At 67.1% G+C, this 17800-nt stretch carries 14 protein-coding genes; 11 read left to right on the forward strand and 3 right to left on the reverse strand.

Annotated elements, in window-relative coordinates:
• The first annotated feature begins 57 nt into the window (after positions 1-57).
• Complete coding sequence (locus tag N5C91_RS26625; RefSeq protein ID WP_236200364.1) at positions 58-1545, forward strand: DHA2 family efflux MFS transporter permease subunit; 1488 nt, start codon at positions 58-60, stop codon at positions 1543-1545.
• 37 nt (positions 1546-1582) lie between these two features.
• Here the strand turns inward: N5C91_RS26625 and N5C91_RS26630 are convergent, their stop codons facing one another.
• The 3 genes from N5C91_RS26630 to N5C91_RS26640 form a co-directional block, all read right to left on the reverse strand.
• Complete coding sequence (locus N5C91_RS26630; protein WP_236173384.1) at positions 1583-2488, reverse strand: LysR substrate-binding domain-containing protein; 906 nt, start codon at positions 2486-2488, stop codon at positions 1583-1585.
• Positions 2489-3335: 847 nt separating this feature from the next.
• Positions 3336-4364, reverse strand: coding sequence for an ABC transporter substrate-binding protein (locus tag N5C91_RS26635; RefSeq protein WP_279833162.1), 1029 nt, complete (start codon positions 4362-4364; stop codon positions 3336-3338).
• A gap of 82 nt (positions 4365-4446) precedes the next feature.
• On the reverse strand, positions 4447-5220 hold the full coding sequence (locus N5C91_RS26640; protein WP_236173386.1) for a class II aldolase/adducin family protein: 774 nt from the start codon (positions 5218-5220) through the stop codon (positions 4447-4449).
• A gap of 182 nt (positions 5221-5402) precedes the next feature.
• Here N5C91_RS26640 and N5C91_RS26645 point away from each other — a divergent pair, with 182 nt between their 5' ends.
• The 10 genes from N5C91_RS26645 to N5C91_RS26690 all read left to right on the forward strand — a co-directional run bounded on the left by N5C91_RS26645 (position 5403) and on the right by N5C91_RS26690 (position 17799).
• Positions 5403-6803: a PLP-dependent aminotransferase family protein gene (locus N5C91_RS26645; RefSeq protein WP_236173387.1), complete on the forward strand. Its 1401-nt coding sequence runs from the start codon at positions 5403-5405 to the stop codon at positions 6801-6803.
• Positions 6804-6982: 179 nt separating this feature from the next.
• On the forward strand, positions 6983-7783 hold the full coding sequence (locus N5C91_RS26650) for an RNA polymerase sigma factor (protein ID WP_236200217.1): 801 nt from the start codon (positions 6983-6985) through the stop codon (positions 7781-7783).
• Positions 7780-8205 carry a PaaI family thioesterase gene (locus tag N5C91_RS26655; protein WP_236200216.1) on the forward strand — a complete coding sequence of 142 codons (426 nt, stop codon included), beginning with the start codon at positions 7780-7782 and terminating at the stop codon, positions 8203-8205. Before N5C91_RS26650 ends, N5C91_RS26655 begins: the two co-directional genes overlap by 4 nt.
• Before the next feature lie 76 nt (positions 8206-8281).
• Entirely contained in the window at positions 8282-8983 is a 702-nt protein-coding gene (locus N5C91_RS26660) for a YebC/PmpR family DNA-binding transcriptional regulator (protein ID WP_279833167.1), read from the forward strand.
• Positions 8984-9418: 435 nt separating this feature from the next.
• Positions 9419-10735, forward strand: coding sequence for an amino acid permease (locus tag N5C91_RS26665; protein ID WP_279833169.1), 1317 nt, complete (start codon positions 9419-9421; stop codon positions 10733-10735).
• Positions 10728-12002, forward strand: a complete 1275-nt coding sequence (locus N5C91_RS26670) for an aminotransferase class III-fold pyridoxal phosphate-dependent enzyme (RefSeq protein ID WP_279833171.1) — start codon at positions 10728-10730, stop codon at positions 12000-12002. The genes N5C91_RS26665 and N5C91_RS26670 overlap by 8 nt, the downstream gene beginning before the upstream one ends.
• Before the next feature lie 25 nt (positions 12003-12027).
• On the forward strand, positions 12028-13047 hold the full coding sequence (locus N5C91_RS26675; RefSeq protein ID WP_236200214.1) for a phosphotransferase: 1020 nt from the start codon (positions 12028-12030) through the stop codon (positions 13045-13047).
• A 92-nt stretch (positions 13048-13139) separates the two neighbouring features.
• A complete protein-coding gene (locus N5C91_RS26680) occupies positions 13140-14087 on the forward strand; it encodes a helix-turn-helix domain-containing protein (protein WP_236200213.1) in 948 nt (315 codons plus the stop codon).
• A 229-nt stretch (positions 14088-14316) separates the two neighbouring features.
• A complete protein-coding gene (locus N5C91_RS26685; RefSeq protein WP_279833174.1) occupies positions 14317-15654 on the forward strand; it encodes a hypothetical protein in 1338 nt (445 codons plus the stop codon).
• 21 nt (positions 15655-15675) lie between these two features.
• Entirely contained in the window at positions 15676-17799 is a 2124-nt protein-coding gene (locus N5C91_RS26690) for a methyl-accepting chemotaxis protein (protein WP_279833175.1), read from the forward strand.
• Position 17800 lies beyond the last annotated feature (1 nt).

Consider the following 17800-nt stretch of genomic DNA (forward strand, 5'->3'; position numbering starts at 1 on the left):
GAGATTGTCCCGGTGGAAAGTCTTGCCACCGGGCGCAAGGTGATTTCCTTCGCCTGCATGTGCCTGGGGATGTTCATCGCGCTGCTGGACATCCAGATCGTCTCCGCCTCGCTGCGCGACATCGGCGGTGGACTCTCGGCCGGCGCCGATGAACTGGCCTGGGTACAGACCAGCTACCTGATCGCCGAGATCATCGTCATCCCGCTCTCCGGCTGGTTGTCCAAGGTGCTGTCCACGCGCTGGCTGTTCGCCGCCTCGGCACTGGGTTTCACCCTCACCAGCCTGCTCTGTGCCATGGCCTGGAACATCCAGAGCATGATCGCCTTCCGCGCGCTGCAGGGCTTTCTCGGCGGCTCGATGATCCCCATGGTGTTCACCACCGGCTTTCTCTACTTCGATGGCAAGCAGCGGGTGATAGTCGCTGCCACCATCGGCGCCATCGCCTCACTGGCACCGACCCTTGGCCCGGTGGTCGGCGGCTGGATCACCGACATTTCCTCCTGGCCCTGGCTGTTCTACATCAACCTGGTGCCGGGGCTGTTCGTCGCCATCGTGGTGCCGATCATGGTGCGCATCGACAAGCCCGACCTGTCGCTGCTCAAGGGCGCCGACTATCCGGCGATCCTGCTGATGGCGCTGTTTCTCGGCTGCCTGGAATACACCATGGAGGAAGGCCCGCGCTGGAACTGGTTCAGCGATGACACCATCGTCGCCACCGCTTGGATTTCCGCGCTGTGCGGCGTCGCCTTCATCTACCGCAGCCTCACTGCCGCGCACCCCATCGTCGACCTGCGCGCCCTGAAGGAACGCAACTTCGCCCTCGGCTGCCTGTTCAGCTTCGTCACCGGCATCGGCATCTTCGCCACCATCTACCTGACCCCGCTGTTCCTCGGCCGGGTGCGTGGCTACGGCGCGCTGGACATCGGCCTGGCGGTGTTCTCCACGGGCATTTTCCAGATCATGAGCATCCCGCTCTACGCCGCCCTGGCGCGGCGATTCGACCTGCGCTGGATCCTGTTGCTGGGCATGCTGATGTTCACCCTGTCGATGCTTGAGTTCGCCCCGCTGACCCACGACTGGGGCGCCGCGCAGCTGATGTTCCCGCAGGCCCTGCGCGGCATGGCCCAGCAGTTCTGCGTCGCCCCCACGGTGACGCTGGCTCTGGGCTCGCTGCCGCCGGAACGCCTGAAGCTCGCCTCCGGGCTGTTCAACCTGATGCGCAACCTCGGCGGCGCCATCGGCATCGCCGCCTGCGCCACGGTACTCAACGACCGCGCCAATCTGCACTTCCTGCGCCTGGCGGAACACCTGAACAGCAGTAACGAAGCGCTCAATCACTGGCTGGCGCCGTCGCTGGAGATCAACGGAGAGCCGTCGCAGCAGGCGCTCAAGCACCTGTGGGAGCTGACCTGGCGTGAGGCGCAGACACTGACCTTCGCCGACGCCTTCCTGCTGGTCGGTGCGTGCTTCGCGGTGACCCTGCTGCTGGTGCCACTGATGCGCAAGATCGCCCCACCGGCGCAGCCCAGCGCGGACAGTCACTGAGCGCCGGCGATGCCGGTGCGCCGACCGGCGTGCGGCATCAGGCCATGTCGCTCTGGATGAACTCCTCGGCAAGGAAGTCGATCAGCGTGCGCACCGACGGCAGCAGCCCGCGGCGCGAGGGGAAGATCGCGTGGACGATGCCGCACTTGGGCCACCAGCCCGGCAGCATCTCCACCAGCGTCCCGGCCGCCAGGTCCTCGCGCACCGCCACGCGCGGTACATGGGCGACACCGACACCGGCAATCACGGCATTGCGCAGGGCCAGCAGGTCGTCGGTCACCATGCGCGGCTTGTGCGCGATCAGCAGGCGCTCGCCTTCCTCGTTGAACAGCTCCCACTGGTACTCGCGCTGCATGCTGCCCCAGTGCAGGCTGGGCAGTTGCCCCAGGCCCATGGGCGAGCTGTCGCCGGCCAGGCGCTCGAGCAGGTCCGGGCGCCCCACCAGGCACTGGGTGCTGTTGCCCAGCACCTTCATCACCATGTCGGTGTTCTCCAGCGGCGGGAAGCGCACCCGCAGGGCGATGTCGAAACCCTCGTGGAGCAGGTCGACACGGCGGTTGGTGCTCTCGATGAAGAGTTCCACCAGCGGGTACTTGAGCAGGTAGCGGGTGAGCATCGGCCCGACCCAGGAATTGAGCAGCGTCGTCGGGCAGGCCAGTCGCACCAGCCCGCGCGGCTCGCTGCGATTGCGTTCGATCACCTCGGAAGCGCCTTCCGCCTCGATGCGCATGGCCACGCAGCGCTGGTAGTACTCCTGGCCGATTTCGGTCAGTGAACAGTGCCGGCTGGTGCGATGCAGCAGGCGCACGCCGAGGCGTTCCTCCAGCTGAGCGATGCGCCGGCTGAGCTTGGACTTGGGGATGTCCAGCGCACGGCCGGCAGCGGCGAAACCACCCTGCTCCACCACCTGGGTGAAGTAATAGAGGGTGTTGAGGTCTTCCATGGATCGTTCTCCGCATGGAACGCTGGGAAAGCCCCGGATCTTACCGTATCAGACGCGTTCCCAGACCAACTCCGGCGAACCCCTCGCGTAGGAGCGGACTCCGTCCGCGATGGGCTTGCCTCGCTGCCTGTTTATCCGGAGCGGCGCCGCGTCAATCGCGGACGGAGTCCGCTCCCGCAAGATACCTCTGCGCTTGGGCCATCCCTCACCCTGGCCCTCTCCCAAGGGGAGAGGGGACCGTTCGGTGCAGGATGAAACCTTCGCGACAGTCGGCTCGGACTGCCCCCTCTCCCTGAGGAGCGGGGCGCGCAGCCAGGGTTGGGGTGAGGGGGAAGATGCCGCGACGGACTATCCAGAGAAGACAGTTGCTCCTACGCACCATTCACCACACGTTCCGGCTTCCTGTAGGAGCGAGCTTGCTCGCGAACCCCACGGCACGGCACGGCACGACGGCACGGAGCCTGTTCGCGAGCAAGCTCGCTCCTACAGATGATGCCTTGGCGCTGTGCCGTAGCGTAGGGCGGTCTCTCTGATTGGCGGGAGCGGAGTAAACAGTTCGCGGACGGAGTCCGCTCCTACGTACAACTCACCGCACGTTCCGGCTTTTCGTAGGAGCGAGCTTGCTCGCGAACCGCACGACACGGCACGGCACGACGGCACGGAGCCTGTTCGCGAGCAGGCTCGCTCCTACAGGTGATACCTTGGCGCTGTGCCGGAGCGTAGGGCGGCCTCCCTGATTGGCGGGAGCGGAGTGAACAGTTCGCGGACGGAGTCCGCTCCTACGCGGCCAACGCCATCGAGGGAGCGGATTCCCGCACTCATGAACCGGTCATGCAGGCGATACCGATCAGCCCTTCGCCGCCCAGGCGTTGAAGCGCTGTTCCAGATCCTCGCCGTGGTCCACCCAGAACTCGAAGTTCACCGGCACTGCCTGTTCGAGGTTGGCCGGAGCCGTGTTCAGGCGCTCCACCAGCTTCGGGTCGAGCAGCTTCGTGGTCCCCAGGTTCACCGAGCCGTAGCCCAGCTTCACGGTATGGATCTTCTGCTGCTCGGGCTGGAGCGAGAAGGCGATGAAGTCCTCGGCGGCCTTCTTGTTCGGGCTGCCCTTGGGGATCGCCCAGGAGTCGATGGCATACAGGCTGCCGTTCCACACCACCTTCATCGGCGCGCCCTCTTCCTGGGCGGCAAAGGCGCGGCCGTTGTAGGCGGTGCTCATGGCCACGTCACCGCTGGCGATGAACTGCATCGGCTGCGCGCCGGACTCCCACCACTGGATCGACGGTTTGATCTCATCGAGCTTCCTGAACGCGCGGTCCACGCCCTCTTTCGTCGCCAGCACCTTGTACAGGTCTTCCTTCTTCACGCCGTCGGCCAGCAGGGCGATCTCCAGGGTGTACTTGGCGCCCTTGCGCAGCGAGCGCTTGCCGGGGAATTTCTTGGTATCCCAGAAGTCGGTCCAGCCGGTCGGGCCGTTGGCGAAGCGCTTGCCGTCGTAGACCATGGCCATCGACCAGACCAGCAGGCCGGCGCCGCAGTCGGAGATGGTCCCGGGCACGTAGTTCTCGGCCTTGCCGAGAATGGCCGGGTCGAGCGGTTCGAACAGGCCGTCCTCGCAACCGCGCAGCAGTTCGGGACCTTCCACCTGGACGACGTCCCAGTTGACGCTGCCGGTGTCGACCATGGCCTTGATCTTGCCCATTTCGCCGTTGTACTCGCCGGCGATCACCTTCATGCGTTCCTTCTTCTCGAAGGGTTTGTAGAAGGCTTCGGTCTGCACGTCCTTGCTGGTGCCTCCAAAGGAGATCACGGTCAGGTCAGCAGCCATGGCGCCGGACGCCACGCCCATGAGCAGGGCTCCCAGAATCGGGTTTTTCATTTCCACCTCTTGGCTTTGTTGTTGGCAGATGGTTCAAGCACGCAGGCGCCCGGTCTCTGCGGACCGGGGCACGATATCAGGGTCAGCTGCGGTAGACGGCCTCGCCATCCTCGATCAGGCGCAGCGCCGATTCCCAGGCCAGCAGGTGCAGGCCGTCGGTCAGCGCTTCTTCTTCCTGCACGGCAACGCGTTCGCAGACCGCGGGTGCCGGGTAACGCAGCTGGCGGCCGCCGGCCAGGGCCTGGACCTGCGCCTGGCAGGCGCGTTCGAGGAAGTAGATCTGGTTGAAGGCTTCGGCGATGCAGCGCCCAGTGGCCAGCAGGCCATGGTTGCGCAGGATCATCACCATGTGGCTGCCGAGGTCGTTGACCAGGCGCGAGCGCTCGTCCGGGTCCAGGGCGATGCCTTCGTAGTCGTGGTAGCCCAGGCGGTTGTAGAACTTCAGCGCGTGCTGGCTGATCGGCAGCAGGCCGTCTTCCTGGGCGGACACCGCAATGCCGGCGGCGGTGTGGGTATGGATCACGCAGGCCACGTCCTCGCGGGCGGCATGCACCGCGGAATGGATGTTGAAGCCGGCACGATTGACGCTTTTCGGCCCGAAGCGCGGGTCGATGACGTCGCCCGCGTGGTCGACCTTCACCAGGTCGGAGGCGCGCATTTCGTGGAACAGCACGCCGTAGCGGTTGATCAGGTAGTGGCCCGGCTCGCCCGGTACCCGCGCGGAGATGTGGGTGTCGATGTGATCGGTCCAGCGGAAGTGCGCGATCAGCCGGTACAGCGCGGCGAGGTCGCAGCGGGCCTGCCACTCTTCGGCGGAAATGCTCGATGGGTCGATGTTGTAAGCTGTGTCACGCATGACAGGCGGTCCTTGTTCTTATTCAGGCTGTGCGGCGTATTGCCGCCGTCTGAGAGCGAGTGTGCTGGGCACGCCCGGCCCGCGCCATGCACAGGGACAACGCAGATTCTGCAGTGCTGTTATGGTCCAGCGACCTGTACAGATTGCTCCACCGCCCACCCACACAAGAATCGGACCTTCGGATGCTGTTGCTCGACCCCACCTCGGACATTCCCCTGGTCACCCAGATCGTCGATGGCATTGCCCAGGCCATCGACGAGCAGCGCCTGCGTCCCGGCGCCAAGCTGCCCTCGATCCGCAAGTTCGCCCAGGCCAACGGCGTCAGCCATTTCACCGTGGTCGAGGCCTACGACCGGCTGGTGGCGCGCGGCTGCCTGAACGCCGTGCCCAACGCCGGCTTCTACGTGCGCGGGCCAGCCGTGGACGAGAGCAGCAGCGATGAAACGCCCACCGAGTTCGACTTCGACGCGCACCTGCTGCTGCACAAGGTCTTCCAGCCGCTGGGCATGGAGATCCGTCCCGGTGTCGGCCTGCTGCCGGAGCACTGGCTCGACGGCGAAGGCCTGCAGCGCGGTTTGCGCAGCCTGGCGCGGGAAGAGCCGACACAGTTCGGCAACTACGGCCACAGCAAGGGCAACCTCAAACTGCGCGGCAAGCTGGCCGACCGCCTGGGCGACGCCGGCGTGGCCGCCAGCCCGGAGCAGATCCTGCTGACCGCCGGCGCCAGCCAGGCGCTGGACCTCAGCGTGCGCTACCTGGTGCAACGCGGCGACCCGGTGCTGGTGGACGAACCCGGCTACCACAACCTGTTCCTCAACCTGCGCCTGCAGGGCGCGCAACTGCTCGGCGTGCCGCGCAGCGCCGACGGGCTGGACCTCGACCGCCTGGAGCAACTGGCCCGCGAGCACCGGCCCAAGGTCTACTTCACCCAGGCGCGGCTGCAGAGCCCCACCGGCGGCAGCCTGTCGCTGGCTGCCGCGCACCGCCTGCTGCAACTGGCGGAGAAGTACGATTTCCTCATCGTCGAGAACGACATCTATGCCGACCTCGACCCGGCCGGCCAGTTGCTGCTGGCCAACCTCGACCAGTTGGCCCGAGTGATCTACATCGGTAGCCTGTCCAAGGTCATCGCCCCGGCACTGCGCACCGGTTTCATCGCCGCGCACCCCGAACTGATCGAAGAGCTGGTGCCGCTGAAGATGGTCAGCGGCCTGACCAGTTCCGAACTCACCGAAACCCTGGCCCTGGATATCCTCCTGCAGGGCCGCCATCGCAAGCATGTGCGCCAGCTGCGCGACCAACTCGGCGAAGCCCACGACAGCGTGGCGCGGCGCCTGGAGGCAGCCGGTCTGGAAATCTTCCACGAACCGCGCGCCGGGCTGTTCCTCTGGGCCCGACATGGCGCTGTGGACGACGCCACGCTGCTCGCCGGGCGCGCCAAGGAGGCGAAGATCCTGCTGTTCCCCGGCCAGCTGTTCATGCCCGATGGCCGCAGCGTGCCGTGGATGCGCTTCAACGTGGCGCATTCATTGGATGAGCGGCTGTACAGCTTCCTCTCCGCTCAAGGAGATGCCCCCGTGTAGGAGCGAGCTCGCTCGCGAACCGCCCAGGGCCCGGAGCTTCCGGGAGAGCCCGTTCGCGAGCAAGCTCGCTCCTAGCCAAACTACCGAGCCCCTCTTTCGGCCTAGCGGTCACAAAGTTCGCGAGTGCCGAGTCCAAGGAAGAACAGCCGGAATTTCCCCGGCCACGTCAGGAGGACACCGTGAAATTCCCAGCCATCGACAACGAACAACTGCAACGCGCCCAGCAGGGCGAACCCGCCGCACTCGACGCTTTGCTGCTGGCCTTGCAGGCACCGGTCTACAACCTCGCCCTGCGCATGCTCGGCCGCCGTGAAGACGCCCAGGACGCCAGCCAGGAAATCCTCCTGCGCATCACCACCCACCTCGCCAGTTTCCGCGGCGACAGCCAGTTCTCCACCTGGGCCTTCCGCATTGCCAGCAATGCGCTGCTGACCGCGCGCACCAAGGTCCGCGAGACGCCCACCGTGTCGCTGGAAGCACTGGCCGAAAAGCTCGACCTTGGCCTGCGCCTGGCCGAGGCCAATGACCGCCCGCTGGAGCCGGCGGACAAGCTGGTCGCCGAACGCATCGCCCTGGCCTGCACCCAGGGCATGCTGATGTGCCTGGAGCGCGATCAGCGCCTGGCCTACGTCCTCGACATCGCCTTCGGCCTGGATTCGGAAACCGCCGCCGCCGTGCTGGAGGTCGAACCGGCGACCTACCGCAAGCGCCTGTCGCGGGCGCGCCAGCGGCTGGATGAGTTCATGCAGCAGCATTGCGCCCTGGTGAATCCCCAGGCGCCCTGCTCCTGCCAGCGCCAGGCGCTGGCCCTGCCACCCGGAGCCAGCGACACGCGCAAGGCCGAGAGCGAACTGCTTGCCCTCACCCGCCTGGCCGACGCGGCGGCGGTGTTCCGCGCGCACCCGGATTACCAGGTGCCGCAACGGGTAATCGAAACCGTCCGCGCCGTGCTGCAGCAGCACACTGGAGGCTGGCAATGAACGCTTTCGCCGATCTGGGCTATCCCGAGGGTTTCCAGCCGCTGCAACGGCGCAACCCGCTGCTGGACCTGCTCGGTCCATTCCTGGTGCGTGGTGAAGGCGAATCGCTGGAGCTCGGCCTGTTGCTGGACGAGCGCCACACCAACAGCCGCGGCGGCGTGCACGGCGGCATCCTCGCCACCCTGGCCGACATCGGCATGGGCTACGCCATGGCTTTCGCCAGCCAGCCGCCGCAGCCGCTGGTCACCGCCAGCCTGACCCTGGACTACGTCTCCAGCGCCCAGGTCGGCGACTGGCTGAGCATCCGCCTGCTGCACAGCCGGCGCGGCCGGCAGATGGCGTTCGCCAATGCCCTGCTGTCGGTGGGCGACAAGGTGGTGGCCCAGGCCAGCGCCGTGTTCGCCGTACCAGCACAACGTTGATCCTGCAGATATCGCCAGCCGCCGCGTGAGGCCGTAGACTTGCCGCCCATCAGCAACCGCCAGCAAGAGATCGACTATGGGCGCCCAGTGGAAAGCCAAACATAAAGAAGTCGCCGCCAACGCCAAAGGCCGCGTGTTCGGCAAACTGTCGAAGGAAATCATGATCGCCGCGCGTAACGGCGCCGACCCGGACATGAATCCGAAACTGCGCCTGGTCGTCGAGCAGGCCAAGAAAGCCTCGATGCCCCGCGACACCCTGGAGCGTGCGATCAAGAAGGGCGCCGGCCTGCTGGACGGCGCCGCTACCTTCGAGCGCGTGGTCTACGAAGGCTTCGCCCCGCACCGCGTACCGGTGATCGTCGAATGCCTGACTGACAACGTGAACCGCACCATCGCGGAAATCCGCGTGCTGTTCCGCAAGGGCCAGCTGGGCGCTTCCGGCTCGGTAGCCTGGGACTTCGATTACCTGGGTCTGGTCGAGGCCACCCCGGCCAGCGCTGACGCCGACCCGGAACTGGCCGCCATCGAAGCCGGCGCCCAGGACTTCGAGCCGGGCGAGGAAGACGGCGACACCCTGTTCCTCACCGACTCCACCGATCTGGACGCCGTTTGCCGCGCCCTGCCCGAGCACGGCTTCACCGTTGCCTCGGCCAAGCTCGGCTACAAGGCAAAGAACCCGGTGAGCCTGTCCGCTGCCGAGCTGGAGGAAGTCGAAGCCTTCCTCGATGCGCTGGACGGCAACGACGACGTGCAGAACCTCTACGTCGGCCTGGCCTGATATCGCGACCAGCGAGCAAGCTCGCCCCTTCAGGAACCGGCACGACCGGCTCTTCGTAGGAGCGAGCTTGCTCGCGAACCTGCCTCGCACCTGACGCATCATGCGCATGCTGTTCGCGAGCAAGCTCGCTCCTGCAAGTTTCCGCCTCCATCAGAGCCGCCTGGCTCCCCTCTGCCTTCTCCCGCGAAAATCCCCGCCTTGCGTCTTTGCGCATTTCTGATATCGCCCATCCCGCGCCCTTCGTACCTTCTCCCTGCCCGCCGCACCTGACGGCAGGCGCGTGCATCCCATAAAACAACAACAAGGGCCTGCCCCATGACTCCACGACTCCATCCGTCGGCACCCGCCGGCGCCCTCCCTTGCCCGCTGCGCTCCGGCGCGCGCGGCTGACTGCCGTTCACCACTTCGATCATTCACAGGCAAGGGACAACCATCATGCTCAAACAAGGCGTACTCCGCTGGCCCCAGATCGCCGGGCTCGGCATTTCACTGGTCGTCGCCGGGCAGTTTTCCGGCTGGAACTACGGCCTGGCCAGCAGTGGCTGGGCCAATATGCTCATCGCTACCCTGCTGATGGCCGTGCTCTGCGGCGGCCTGGCGCTGTGCGTGTGCGAACTGTCCACGGCGCGCCCGCACGCCGGCGGCGTGTTCGCCTATGCGCAGCTGGCCTTCGGGCCCTTCGTCGGCTACCTGGTCGGCGCGGCGTGCGCGCTGGCGCTGACCATCGGCACCGGCGCGGCGGCGAACTTCCTCGCCGCCTACATGGAGTCGGTATTCGGCTTCGGCGGCTGGCCGGTGCGCATCGGCCTGTTCGCAGTGATCATCGGTATCCACCTCATCGGTGTCGGTGAAGCCCTCGGCCTGACCCTGCTCGCCGGCGCCGTGGCGGCCATCGCCCTGCTGGCCTTCGGTGGCGCCATGCTGCCCCACGTGCACTGGGAAAACCTGCTGGCTACCGCCGACAGCACGCTGCCCGGCGTGAGCGTCGCCGGCGTGTTCGCCTGCGTACCCTTCGCCATCTGGATGTTCATCTGCCTGGAGCAGGTCGCCTCCGCCGCCGAGGAAGCCGCCGAGCCGGGCCGCAACATGCCGCGCGGGATCATCGCCGCCGTCGGCACCCTGTTGCTGACCGCGCTGACCGTGGTGATCAGCGCGCCGGGCGCAGCCGGTGTGGAAGTGGTCGGCAATGCGGGCGACCCGCTGTACGCCGCCATGACCCACGGCGGACTCTACGGCGAGCGCGACTGGCTGCCGCTGCTGGTCGGCTCCGGCGCCGTGTGCGGCCTGCTGGCGACCTTCTTCTCGGTGGTGTTCTCCGCCTCCCGCCAGCTGTTCGCCCTGTCCCGCGACGGCTTCTTCCCCGCCGCGCTGGCGCGCACCAACCGTCGTGGCGCGCCCTATGTCGCGCTGCTGGTGCTGAGCGTGATCGGCCTGCCGCTGACCCTGGTGCCGCCGGAAAAACTCCTGCTGTGCATCGTCCTGCTGCTGGGCAGCTGCCACCTGGTGCTGTTCGCCGCCTACCTGCGCCTGCACCGCCGCCAGCCCGGCCTGGCACGCCCGTTCCGCCTGCGTGGCGGCCCGCTGATCGCCAGCGTCGGCATGCTGCTGACACTGGTGGTGATCGCCGCCTGCTTCCAGCTGGAAGTGGCGATGCTCAGCGCCCTGGCCCTGGTGGTCGCCGCGCTGATCCTCAACTACCTGCTGCGCGCCGCCCGCGCAGAAAAGCCTCTGGAGAATGCCGAGAATGTCTGAACCGACCCTGCTGCAACGCCGCCACCAGGTGATGGGCGATGCTTCGCCACTGTTCTACGACGAACCGCTGGAACTGGTGAGGGGCGAAGGCGTCTGGCTGATCGACTCTGCCGGCAAGCGCTACCTGGACTGCTACAACAACGTGCCCTGCGTCGGCCACTGCCACCCGAAAGTGGTGGCCGCCATGGCCGAGCAGGCGGCGACGCTGAACATCCACACCCGCTACCTCAACGAGCGCGTGGTGCGTTACGCCGAGAGCCTCACCGCGACCTTCGCCGAGCCCCTGGACAGCCTGATGTTCACCTGCACCGGCAGCGAGGCCAACGAGCTGGCCCTGCGCATGGCGCGCTTCGCCACCGGCAACCGGGGTGTGATCGTCAGCGACTACAACTACCACGGCAACACCACCAGCCTGGCAGCGGTCACCACCGCGCTGCCCAGCTCGGAGCCATTCTCGGCCCATGCGCGGGCCGTGCCGATCCCCTGCCTGTATCACGCCGACGGCACGCCCGAGCAGGTCGCCGAGCGCTACGTGGCCAAGGTCGCCGAAGCCATCGCCGAACTGCAGGCGGCGGGCGTCGGCCTGGCCGCCATGCTGATCGACACCCTGTTCGCCAACGAAGGCATTCCGCGCCTGCCGGCCGGCTACCTGGAGCGCGTGGCGAAGCTGGTGCGCGAGGCCGGTGGCCTGCTGATCACCGACGAGGTGCAATCGGGCTTCGCCCGCACCGGCGAGCATATGTGGGGGCATCAGTCGCACCCGCTGGTGCCGGACATCGTCACCCTCGGCAAACCCATGGGCAATGGCTTCCCCCTGGCCGGCGTGGTGACCAACCGCGAGCGCGTGGAAACCTTCGGCCGCAGCAATATGTACTTCAACACCTTCGGCGGCTCACCGGTGGCCGCAGCCGTCGGCCAGGCGGTGCTCGATGTGATCGCCGAGGAAGACCTGCAGGGCAACGCCCGGCGCCAGGGCGCGCTGCTCAGCGCCGAACTGCATCGACTCGCCGAGCGCCACTCGATCATCGGTGACGTACGCGGCCAGGGCCTGTTCTTCGCCGTGGAGCTGGTGCGCGACCGTTCCAGCCGCGAACCGGCCGGGCTCGAGGCGCGGCGCATCGTCAATGCCATGCGCCAGCGCGGCGTGCTGATCAGCAAGATCGGCGGCGCCGACAACATTCTCAAGATCCGTCCGCCGCTGGTGTTCGAGGCCGAGCACGGCGAGCACTTCATCGACACCCTGGACCAGGTTCTGGGCGAGCTCTGAGGCCATACCGATGGAGAGAATGCCCATGACTGACTTCTCGATGCTCGATCACGACCGGCAGATCGCCTGCCTGCGCGACCTGGCGCTGGACGCCCTGCGCCACTGGGACGGCGATTTCGTCGGCCTGGAACTGCTCAAGTACCGCGAGAACGCGGTGTTCTGCGCCACCCGCAGCGACGGCACGCGCAGCGCCCTGCGCGTGCACCGCGGCGGCTATCACAGCGAAGCGGCGCTGCGCTCGGAGCTGACCTGGATGGAGCAACTGGCCGCCGGCGGTATCGGCGTGCCGAGCATCATCCGTACCCGCAACGGCGAACACCTGGCCGAAGTGCACAGCGCCGCCCTTGATGAACCGCGCTACGTCGACATGCTCGGCTGGCTTGGCGGCAGCACCCTGGGCTCCGCCGAGCAGGGCCTGAGCGCCAGCGGCGACATCGAAGCGCTGTTCCATCAGGCCGGTGCCGTCGCCGCGCGCATCCACCTGAACTCGGCCCAGTGGCACCAGCCCAACGAATTCACCCGGCATGCCTGGGACGAAGAAGGCCTGGTCGGCGCCAAACCGTTCTGGGGGCCCTTCTGGGAACTGGACCTGCTCAGTGACGAGCAGCGCGAGCTGCTCCAGCGCGCCCGCCAGGAGGCGCGCATGGACCTGCGCCGCTACGGGCGGAGCCTGGGCAACTTCGGCATGATCCACGCCGACCTGGTGCCGGAGAACCTCTTGCTCGAAGGCGACGAACTGCAACTGATCGACTTCGACGATGCCGGCTTCGGCTGGCACATGTTCGAACTGGCCACCGCGCTGTACTTCTGCCTGGACGATCCGCGCCTGGCGCAGATCCAGGCGGCACTGCTGGCCGGCTACGACTCGGTCAAGCCGCTGTCCGCCGCCGACCGCGCCGCGCTGCCGCTGTTCCTCGCCCTGCGCGGCACCACCTACCTGGGCTGGGTGCACACCCGGCGCAACAGCGAAACCGCTCGGGAACTGGCGCCCATGCTCATCGAGCGGGCCTGTACACTGGCCGCCGCCTACCTCGCCGGCCGCTGAAACTGGCAGAGCGCCGCAATACCCTGGCGCGCAGGCACAAGCCTGCGCGCCAGCGCTGACCGATACTCGGCGCACAACCGAGGTGAACCGCCATGACCGGCATAGCCCGCCACCAGGCAACCGACTCCGATGAACTGGCCTGCGCCCTCGCCGGCTGGAGCCAGGACTACACCCAGCTCGGCCACGGCCGCCTGCAGGCGGAGCTGCTGCATGTGCAGTTGCCCGATGCCGCGCTGATCTACGAACACTCCAACCTGCACCTGCACGAGAACATGGCGCCACCGGCCGGCCACCTGGTGATCGGTATTCCACTGCGCGCCAGCGCCGATTCGCGCTTCAACGGCCAGGCGTTGCACGACGACACCCTGCTGGTGCTCGAAGGCGGTCGTGAAATGGAAATCTGCGCTGCCGGGGAAATCCACATGCTCGGCCTGACCTTCAGCCAGCCGCAGCTGGAACGCCTGCTCGGCGCCGAAGAGCGCGAACTGTTCGAGCGCGCGCTGTCCGAGGGTCGCCTGCAACTTTCGCCGAGCGGAGCCGGGTGCCTGCGGCGCAGCCTGTGCGATGCCATCGCCGCCTTCGAGAGCGAGCCCTGGCGGGTCGACGACCCACAGCAGGCCGGGCATGCCGTTGCCTTGGTGCTCAGCCATGTGCTGCAGGCGCTGGAGGAAATCCTCCCCGGCAATGGCCGTGAAGGTGCGCCGCGCTCGCTGCAGCAACATCGCCGGCTGGTCCTCGCGGCCATCGAGCGCATGCAGGCGGACTTCGCCCAACCGCTGTCGCTGCTGGAGCTGAGCCAGAGCCTGAACACCAGCCAGCGCACCCTGCAGTACTGCTTCCGGCAGATCTGCCAGAGCACGCCGCAGCAGTTCTTCCTCAGCCTGCGCCTGGCCGAGGCACGGCGGCGGCTCAAGCAGGAGCCGCAGCAGAGCATCACCCACCTGGCGCTGGACCTGGGCTTTGCCAGTTCCAGCCATTTCTCGACCTTGTACAAGCGCCTGTACGCGGAACAACCGTCACTGATCTCGCGCTCGCGCTGAATCCTGCCCCCTGTAGGAGCGAGCTTGCTCGCGAACCCCGCTTGACGCTGGCACCGTCGGATGACTCGTTCGCGAGCAAGCTCGCTCCTGCAAAAAGCACCACTGTCGGTTCTGGCAACCACACCCAATCACTTGGCAGACAGGAGCAACGGCACAACGCCAGCCCTTACTTAGCATCGGCAGAAGTCACATCCCCTCAATCGACAATAACGAAACGGATGCCTTCACCATGACCCACGCCGCCGTGCTGCGCCCCACCCTGCTCGCCCTGCTCATCGCCGGGGCCAGTTCCGCCAGCGCCTACGAGCTGTACGCGACCGACGACACGCACCTGAATGCCGACCTCTCCGCGACCTTCGGGCTGTTTCACAGTCAGGAACGCTACAACATGACCGGCACCCTGGATGAAGGCTCCTCCTCCTGGCAGGAAGGCTTCATCAAGTACGGCCTCAGCGGCGACCAGAAGCTGGGCGGCGCAGGCACCGCCTATGGCGCCTTCAACCTGCTCAGCTCCGGCACCTGGGGCGACGGCGATGCCGCCGGCTTCAGCGACGGTTCCGAGCGCACCACCAAGATCGAAGACGCCTATGCCGGCTGGCGCTCGGCAGGCCTGTTCCCGATGCTGGGCGAGGATGGCATCGACCTGTCCGTCGGCCGCCAGAACATCGTGGTCGGCGACGGTTTCCTGATCGACGGCGACGCGCTGAACATGGGCAAGGGCCTGGCCGATGGCGAATACAACCGCGGTGGCGGCTATTACCTGGCGGCACGCCGTGACTTCGACGAAACCGCCGTGCTGCGTATCGGTGGCAAGGAAGGCTGGCGCGGCGACCTGATGCGCCTGAAGTCGGACAACCGCGCCCAGGCCAACTCCGAGCTGTACGTCGCCACCCTGGAGCACGTTGCCCCGGAAGCGACCTTCGGCCTGACCTACATCGACGTCACCGACATCGATGAGCGCTACGCCTCGCCGATCCAGCTCGACCGCAAGGACATGAAGACCTACAGCCTGCGCGGCACCGGCAATGCCGGCGTGGAGAACCTGTTCCTCTCCGGCGAATACGCCTGGCAGGACAAGGACAACGCCCAGTACAGCGACGACACCGCCAATGCCTGGTACCTCGAGGCCGGCTGGACCTTCTCCGACGTCACCTGGAAGCCCTACGTCAGCTATCGCTTCAGCCGCTTCTCGGAAGGCTACGACACCCTCTTCTACGGTTTCAGCCGCGGCTTCGGCACCTGGTTCCAGGGCGAGGTGGCGGGCAACTATTCCGGCCCCTTCAACAACAACACCCGCGTACACAACATCGGCGCCAAGGTCACGCCGCTGGAAAACCTCTCCATCGGTGCGCAGTTCTTCGACTTCCACACCCTGGATACCGACCTGGGCAACACCGACGGCCGCGAGCTGGACCTCTACGCCGAATGGGCAATCAACGAGCACCTGGTGATCATCCCGCTGCTGGGCCTGTACCAGCCGAAGAAGAGCGCGGCCGAAGGCGGTACCCAGATCGGCAACGACAACAGCAACCTGTACAGCCAGTTGCTGTTCTCCACCACCTTCTGAGCCGACGACAACGAGCCCGCCATGCCCAGCCTCCTGACTTCGATCCAGGGTCGCATCACCTGGCTGGCGGGCCTCTGCCTGCTGCTGGTCGCCAGCGTGCTGATCGGCCTTTCGCTGTACCAGGCGCGCCAGGACAGCCGCACCATCGCGCACGACAGCGGCGAACTGTTCGCCGTTGCCGCGCGGCACAACCTGGAAACCCAGGGCGAGGTGCAGGCGCTGCTGATCCGCGAGCGTCTGCAGAACAACCTGCTGCTCGGGGAAGGCCTGCTGCGCACCGTGCAGACCCTGCGCGCGCAGCAGCATCGGGGCGTCCTCGATTCCGCCATGCTGCGTACCGAACTCAACCAGGCGATGGCCGACACCCTCGGCGCACACCCGGAACTGCTCGGCCTGTTCCTGGTGTTCCAGCCCAATGCACTGGACACCGCCGACAGCCAGTTCGCCGCCCGTGAAGACCTCGGCAGCAACGAAACCGGGCGTTTCGCCCTTTACCTGCTGCAGAACGGCAAGGACACCCAGCGGGTCATCGGCACCGAACAGGTGCTCGGCGACACCACGCCCGGCCCCAGCGGCCAGCCCTACAACGCCTTCTTCACCTGCTCCACCGGGCACGCCCGGCCCTGCGTGCTCGACCCCTACTTCGACGACGCCTCGGGCCAGCGCCGACTGGTCAGCAGCGTCACCCTGCCGTTGCTGGAGAACGGCAAGGGGATCGCCGCCGTAGGCTTCGATATCGACCTGGCGGCCCTGCAGCAGAGCAGCGCCGAAGGCAGCCGCAGCCTGTTCGACGGCCAGGGTCGCATCCGCATCCTCAGCCCCAACGGCCTGGTCGCCAGCGACAGCGGCGACGCCTCGAAGCTGGGGCAGAAGTTCGACGACAAGGCCGTGCTCGCGCAGATCGCCGCCGGACGCTCGCAGTCCAAAGACGACGGCGAGTCCATCAGCGTGCTGCACAGCCTCGCGCCGGTGCCGGACGCCGCGCCCTGGGGCATTCTGCTCAGCGTGCCGCGCGCGGTGCTGCTGGCACCGGCGGAGCGCCTCAAAGGCACCCTGGATGACCTGCGCTGGCGCAGCACCGCGCTGGAAATCGGCATCGGTATCGCCGCCGGCCTGCTCGGCATGTTGCTGGTGGCGTTGACCGCACTGGGCATCAGCCGGCCGATCCTGCGCCTGGCCGGGATGCTGGAAGACATCGCCGACGGCGAAGGCGACCTGACCCGCCGCCTGGACTACCCGCGCCGCGACGAACTGGGCCGCCTGGCCAGCGCCTTCAACCGCTTCCTCGACAAGCTGCAACCGAGCATCGCCGCCGTGCAGTCGGCAACCCGCGAGGCGCACTCCAGCGCCGACCGCTCGGCGCAGATCGCCCGGCAGACCAGCGACGGCATGCAGCAACAGTTCCGCGAGATCGACATGGTCGCCACCGCGCTCCAGGAGATGTCCGCCACTGCCCAGGACTCCGCGCGCAGCGCAGCACGCGCCGCCGACGCCGCACGCACGGCGGAACAGGCCTGCGATGACGGCTTCCGCACGCTCGACGCGACCAACAGCGGCATCGACCTGCTGGCCGCCGGCATGCATCAGGCCATGGCCGAGCTACAGCAACTGGCGGCAAGCAACGAACAGATCGGCTCGATCCTCGAAGTCATCTGCGGCATCGCCGCGCAGACCAACCTGCTCGCCCTCAACGCCGCCATCGAGGCGGCGCGCGCCGGCGATGCCGGGCGCGGATTCGCGGTGGTCGCCGACGAAGTGCGCGGGCTGGCGCGGCGCACCCAGGAATCGGTGGAGGAAATCCGCAACGTCATCGAGAACCTGCAGGCCCGCGGCCACTCGGTCACCCAGGCGATGCAGGGAAGCTTCGCCCAGGCCCAGGGCAACGTCGATCAGGCGCGCCAGGCCATCGACGCGCTGCGGCGGATCGGCGAGGCGGTGAACCTGATCAGCGAGATGAACCTGCAGATCGCCAGCGCAGCGGAGGAACAGAGCAGCGTCGCCGAGGAGATCAACCGCAATATCGCCGGCATCCGCGACGTCACCCAGAGCATCTCCGAGCACGCACAGCAGGCCGCCAGCGCCAGTCGTTCGTTGAACGACCTGGCCAGCCGGCAGCAGGGATTGGTCGAGCAGTTCCGCGCCTGAC

Origin of the sequence: Pseudomonas sp. GD03903 (genome assembly GCF_029840045.1) — a bacterium.
GTDB lineage: Bacteria > Pseudomonadota > Gammaproteobacteria > Pseudomonadales > Pseudomonadaceae > Pseudomonas > Pseudomonas pseudonitroreducens.

Bases quoted from the DNA above. Each gene is read 5' to 3' on its own strand.
- N5C91_RS26625 (WP_236200364.1), top strand. From the start codon at position 58: ATGTGCCTGGGGATGTTCATCGCGCTGCTGGACATCCAGATCGTCTCC.
- N5C91_RS26630 (WP_236173384.1), bottom strand. From the start codon at position 2,488: ATGGAAGACCTCAACACCCTCTATTACTTCACCCAGGTGGTGGAGCAG.
- N5C91_RS26635 (WP_279833162.1), bottom strand. From the start codon at position 4,364: ATGAAAAACCCGATTCTGGGAGCCCTGCTCATGGGCGTGGCGTCCGGC.
- N5C91_RS26640 (WP_236173386.1), bottom strand. From the start codon at position 5,220: ATGCGTGACACAGCTTACAACATCGACCCATCGAGCATTTCCGCCGAA.
- N5C91_RS26645 (WP_236173387.1), top strand. From the start codon at position 5,403: ATGCTGTTGCTCGACCCCACCTCGGACATTCCCCTGGTCACCCAGATC.
- N5C91_RS26655 (WP_236200216.1), top strand. From the start codon at position 7,780: ATGAACGCTTTCGCCGATCTGGGCTATCCCGAGGGTTTCCAGCCGCTG.
- N5C91_RS26660 (WP_279833167.1), top strand. From the start codon at position 8,282: ATGGGCGCCCAGTGGAAAGCCAAACATAAAGAAGTCGCCGCCAACGCC.
- N5C91_RS26665 (WP_279833169.1), top strand. From the start codon at position 9,419: ATGCTCAAACAAGGCGTACTCCGCTGGCCCCAGATCGCCGGGCTCGGC.
- N5C91_RS26670 (WP_279833171.1), top strand. From the start codon at position 10,728: ATGTCTGAACCGACCCTGCTGCAACGCCGCCACCAGGTGATGGGCGAT.
- N5C91_RS26675 (WP_236200214.1), top strand. From the start codon at position 12,028: ATGACTGACTTCTCGATGCTCGATCACGACCGGCAGATCGCCTGCCTG.
- N5C91_RS26680 (WP_236200213.1), top strand. From the start codon at position 13,140: ATGACCGGCATAGCCCGCCACCAGGCAACCGACTCCGATGAACTGGCC.
- N5C91_RS26685 (WP_279833174.1), top strand. From the start codon at position 14,317: ATGACCCACGCCGCCGTGCTGCGCCCCACCCTGCTCGCCCTGCTCATC.
- N5C91_RS26690 (WP_279833175.1), top strand. From the start codon at position 15,676: ATGCCCAGCCTCCTGACTTCGATCCAGGGTCGCATCACCTGGCTGGCG.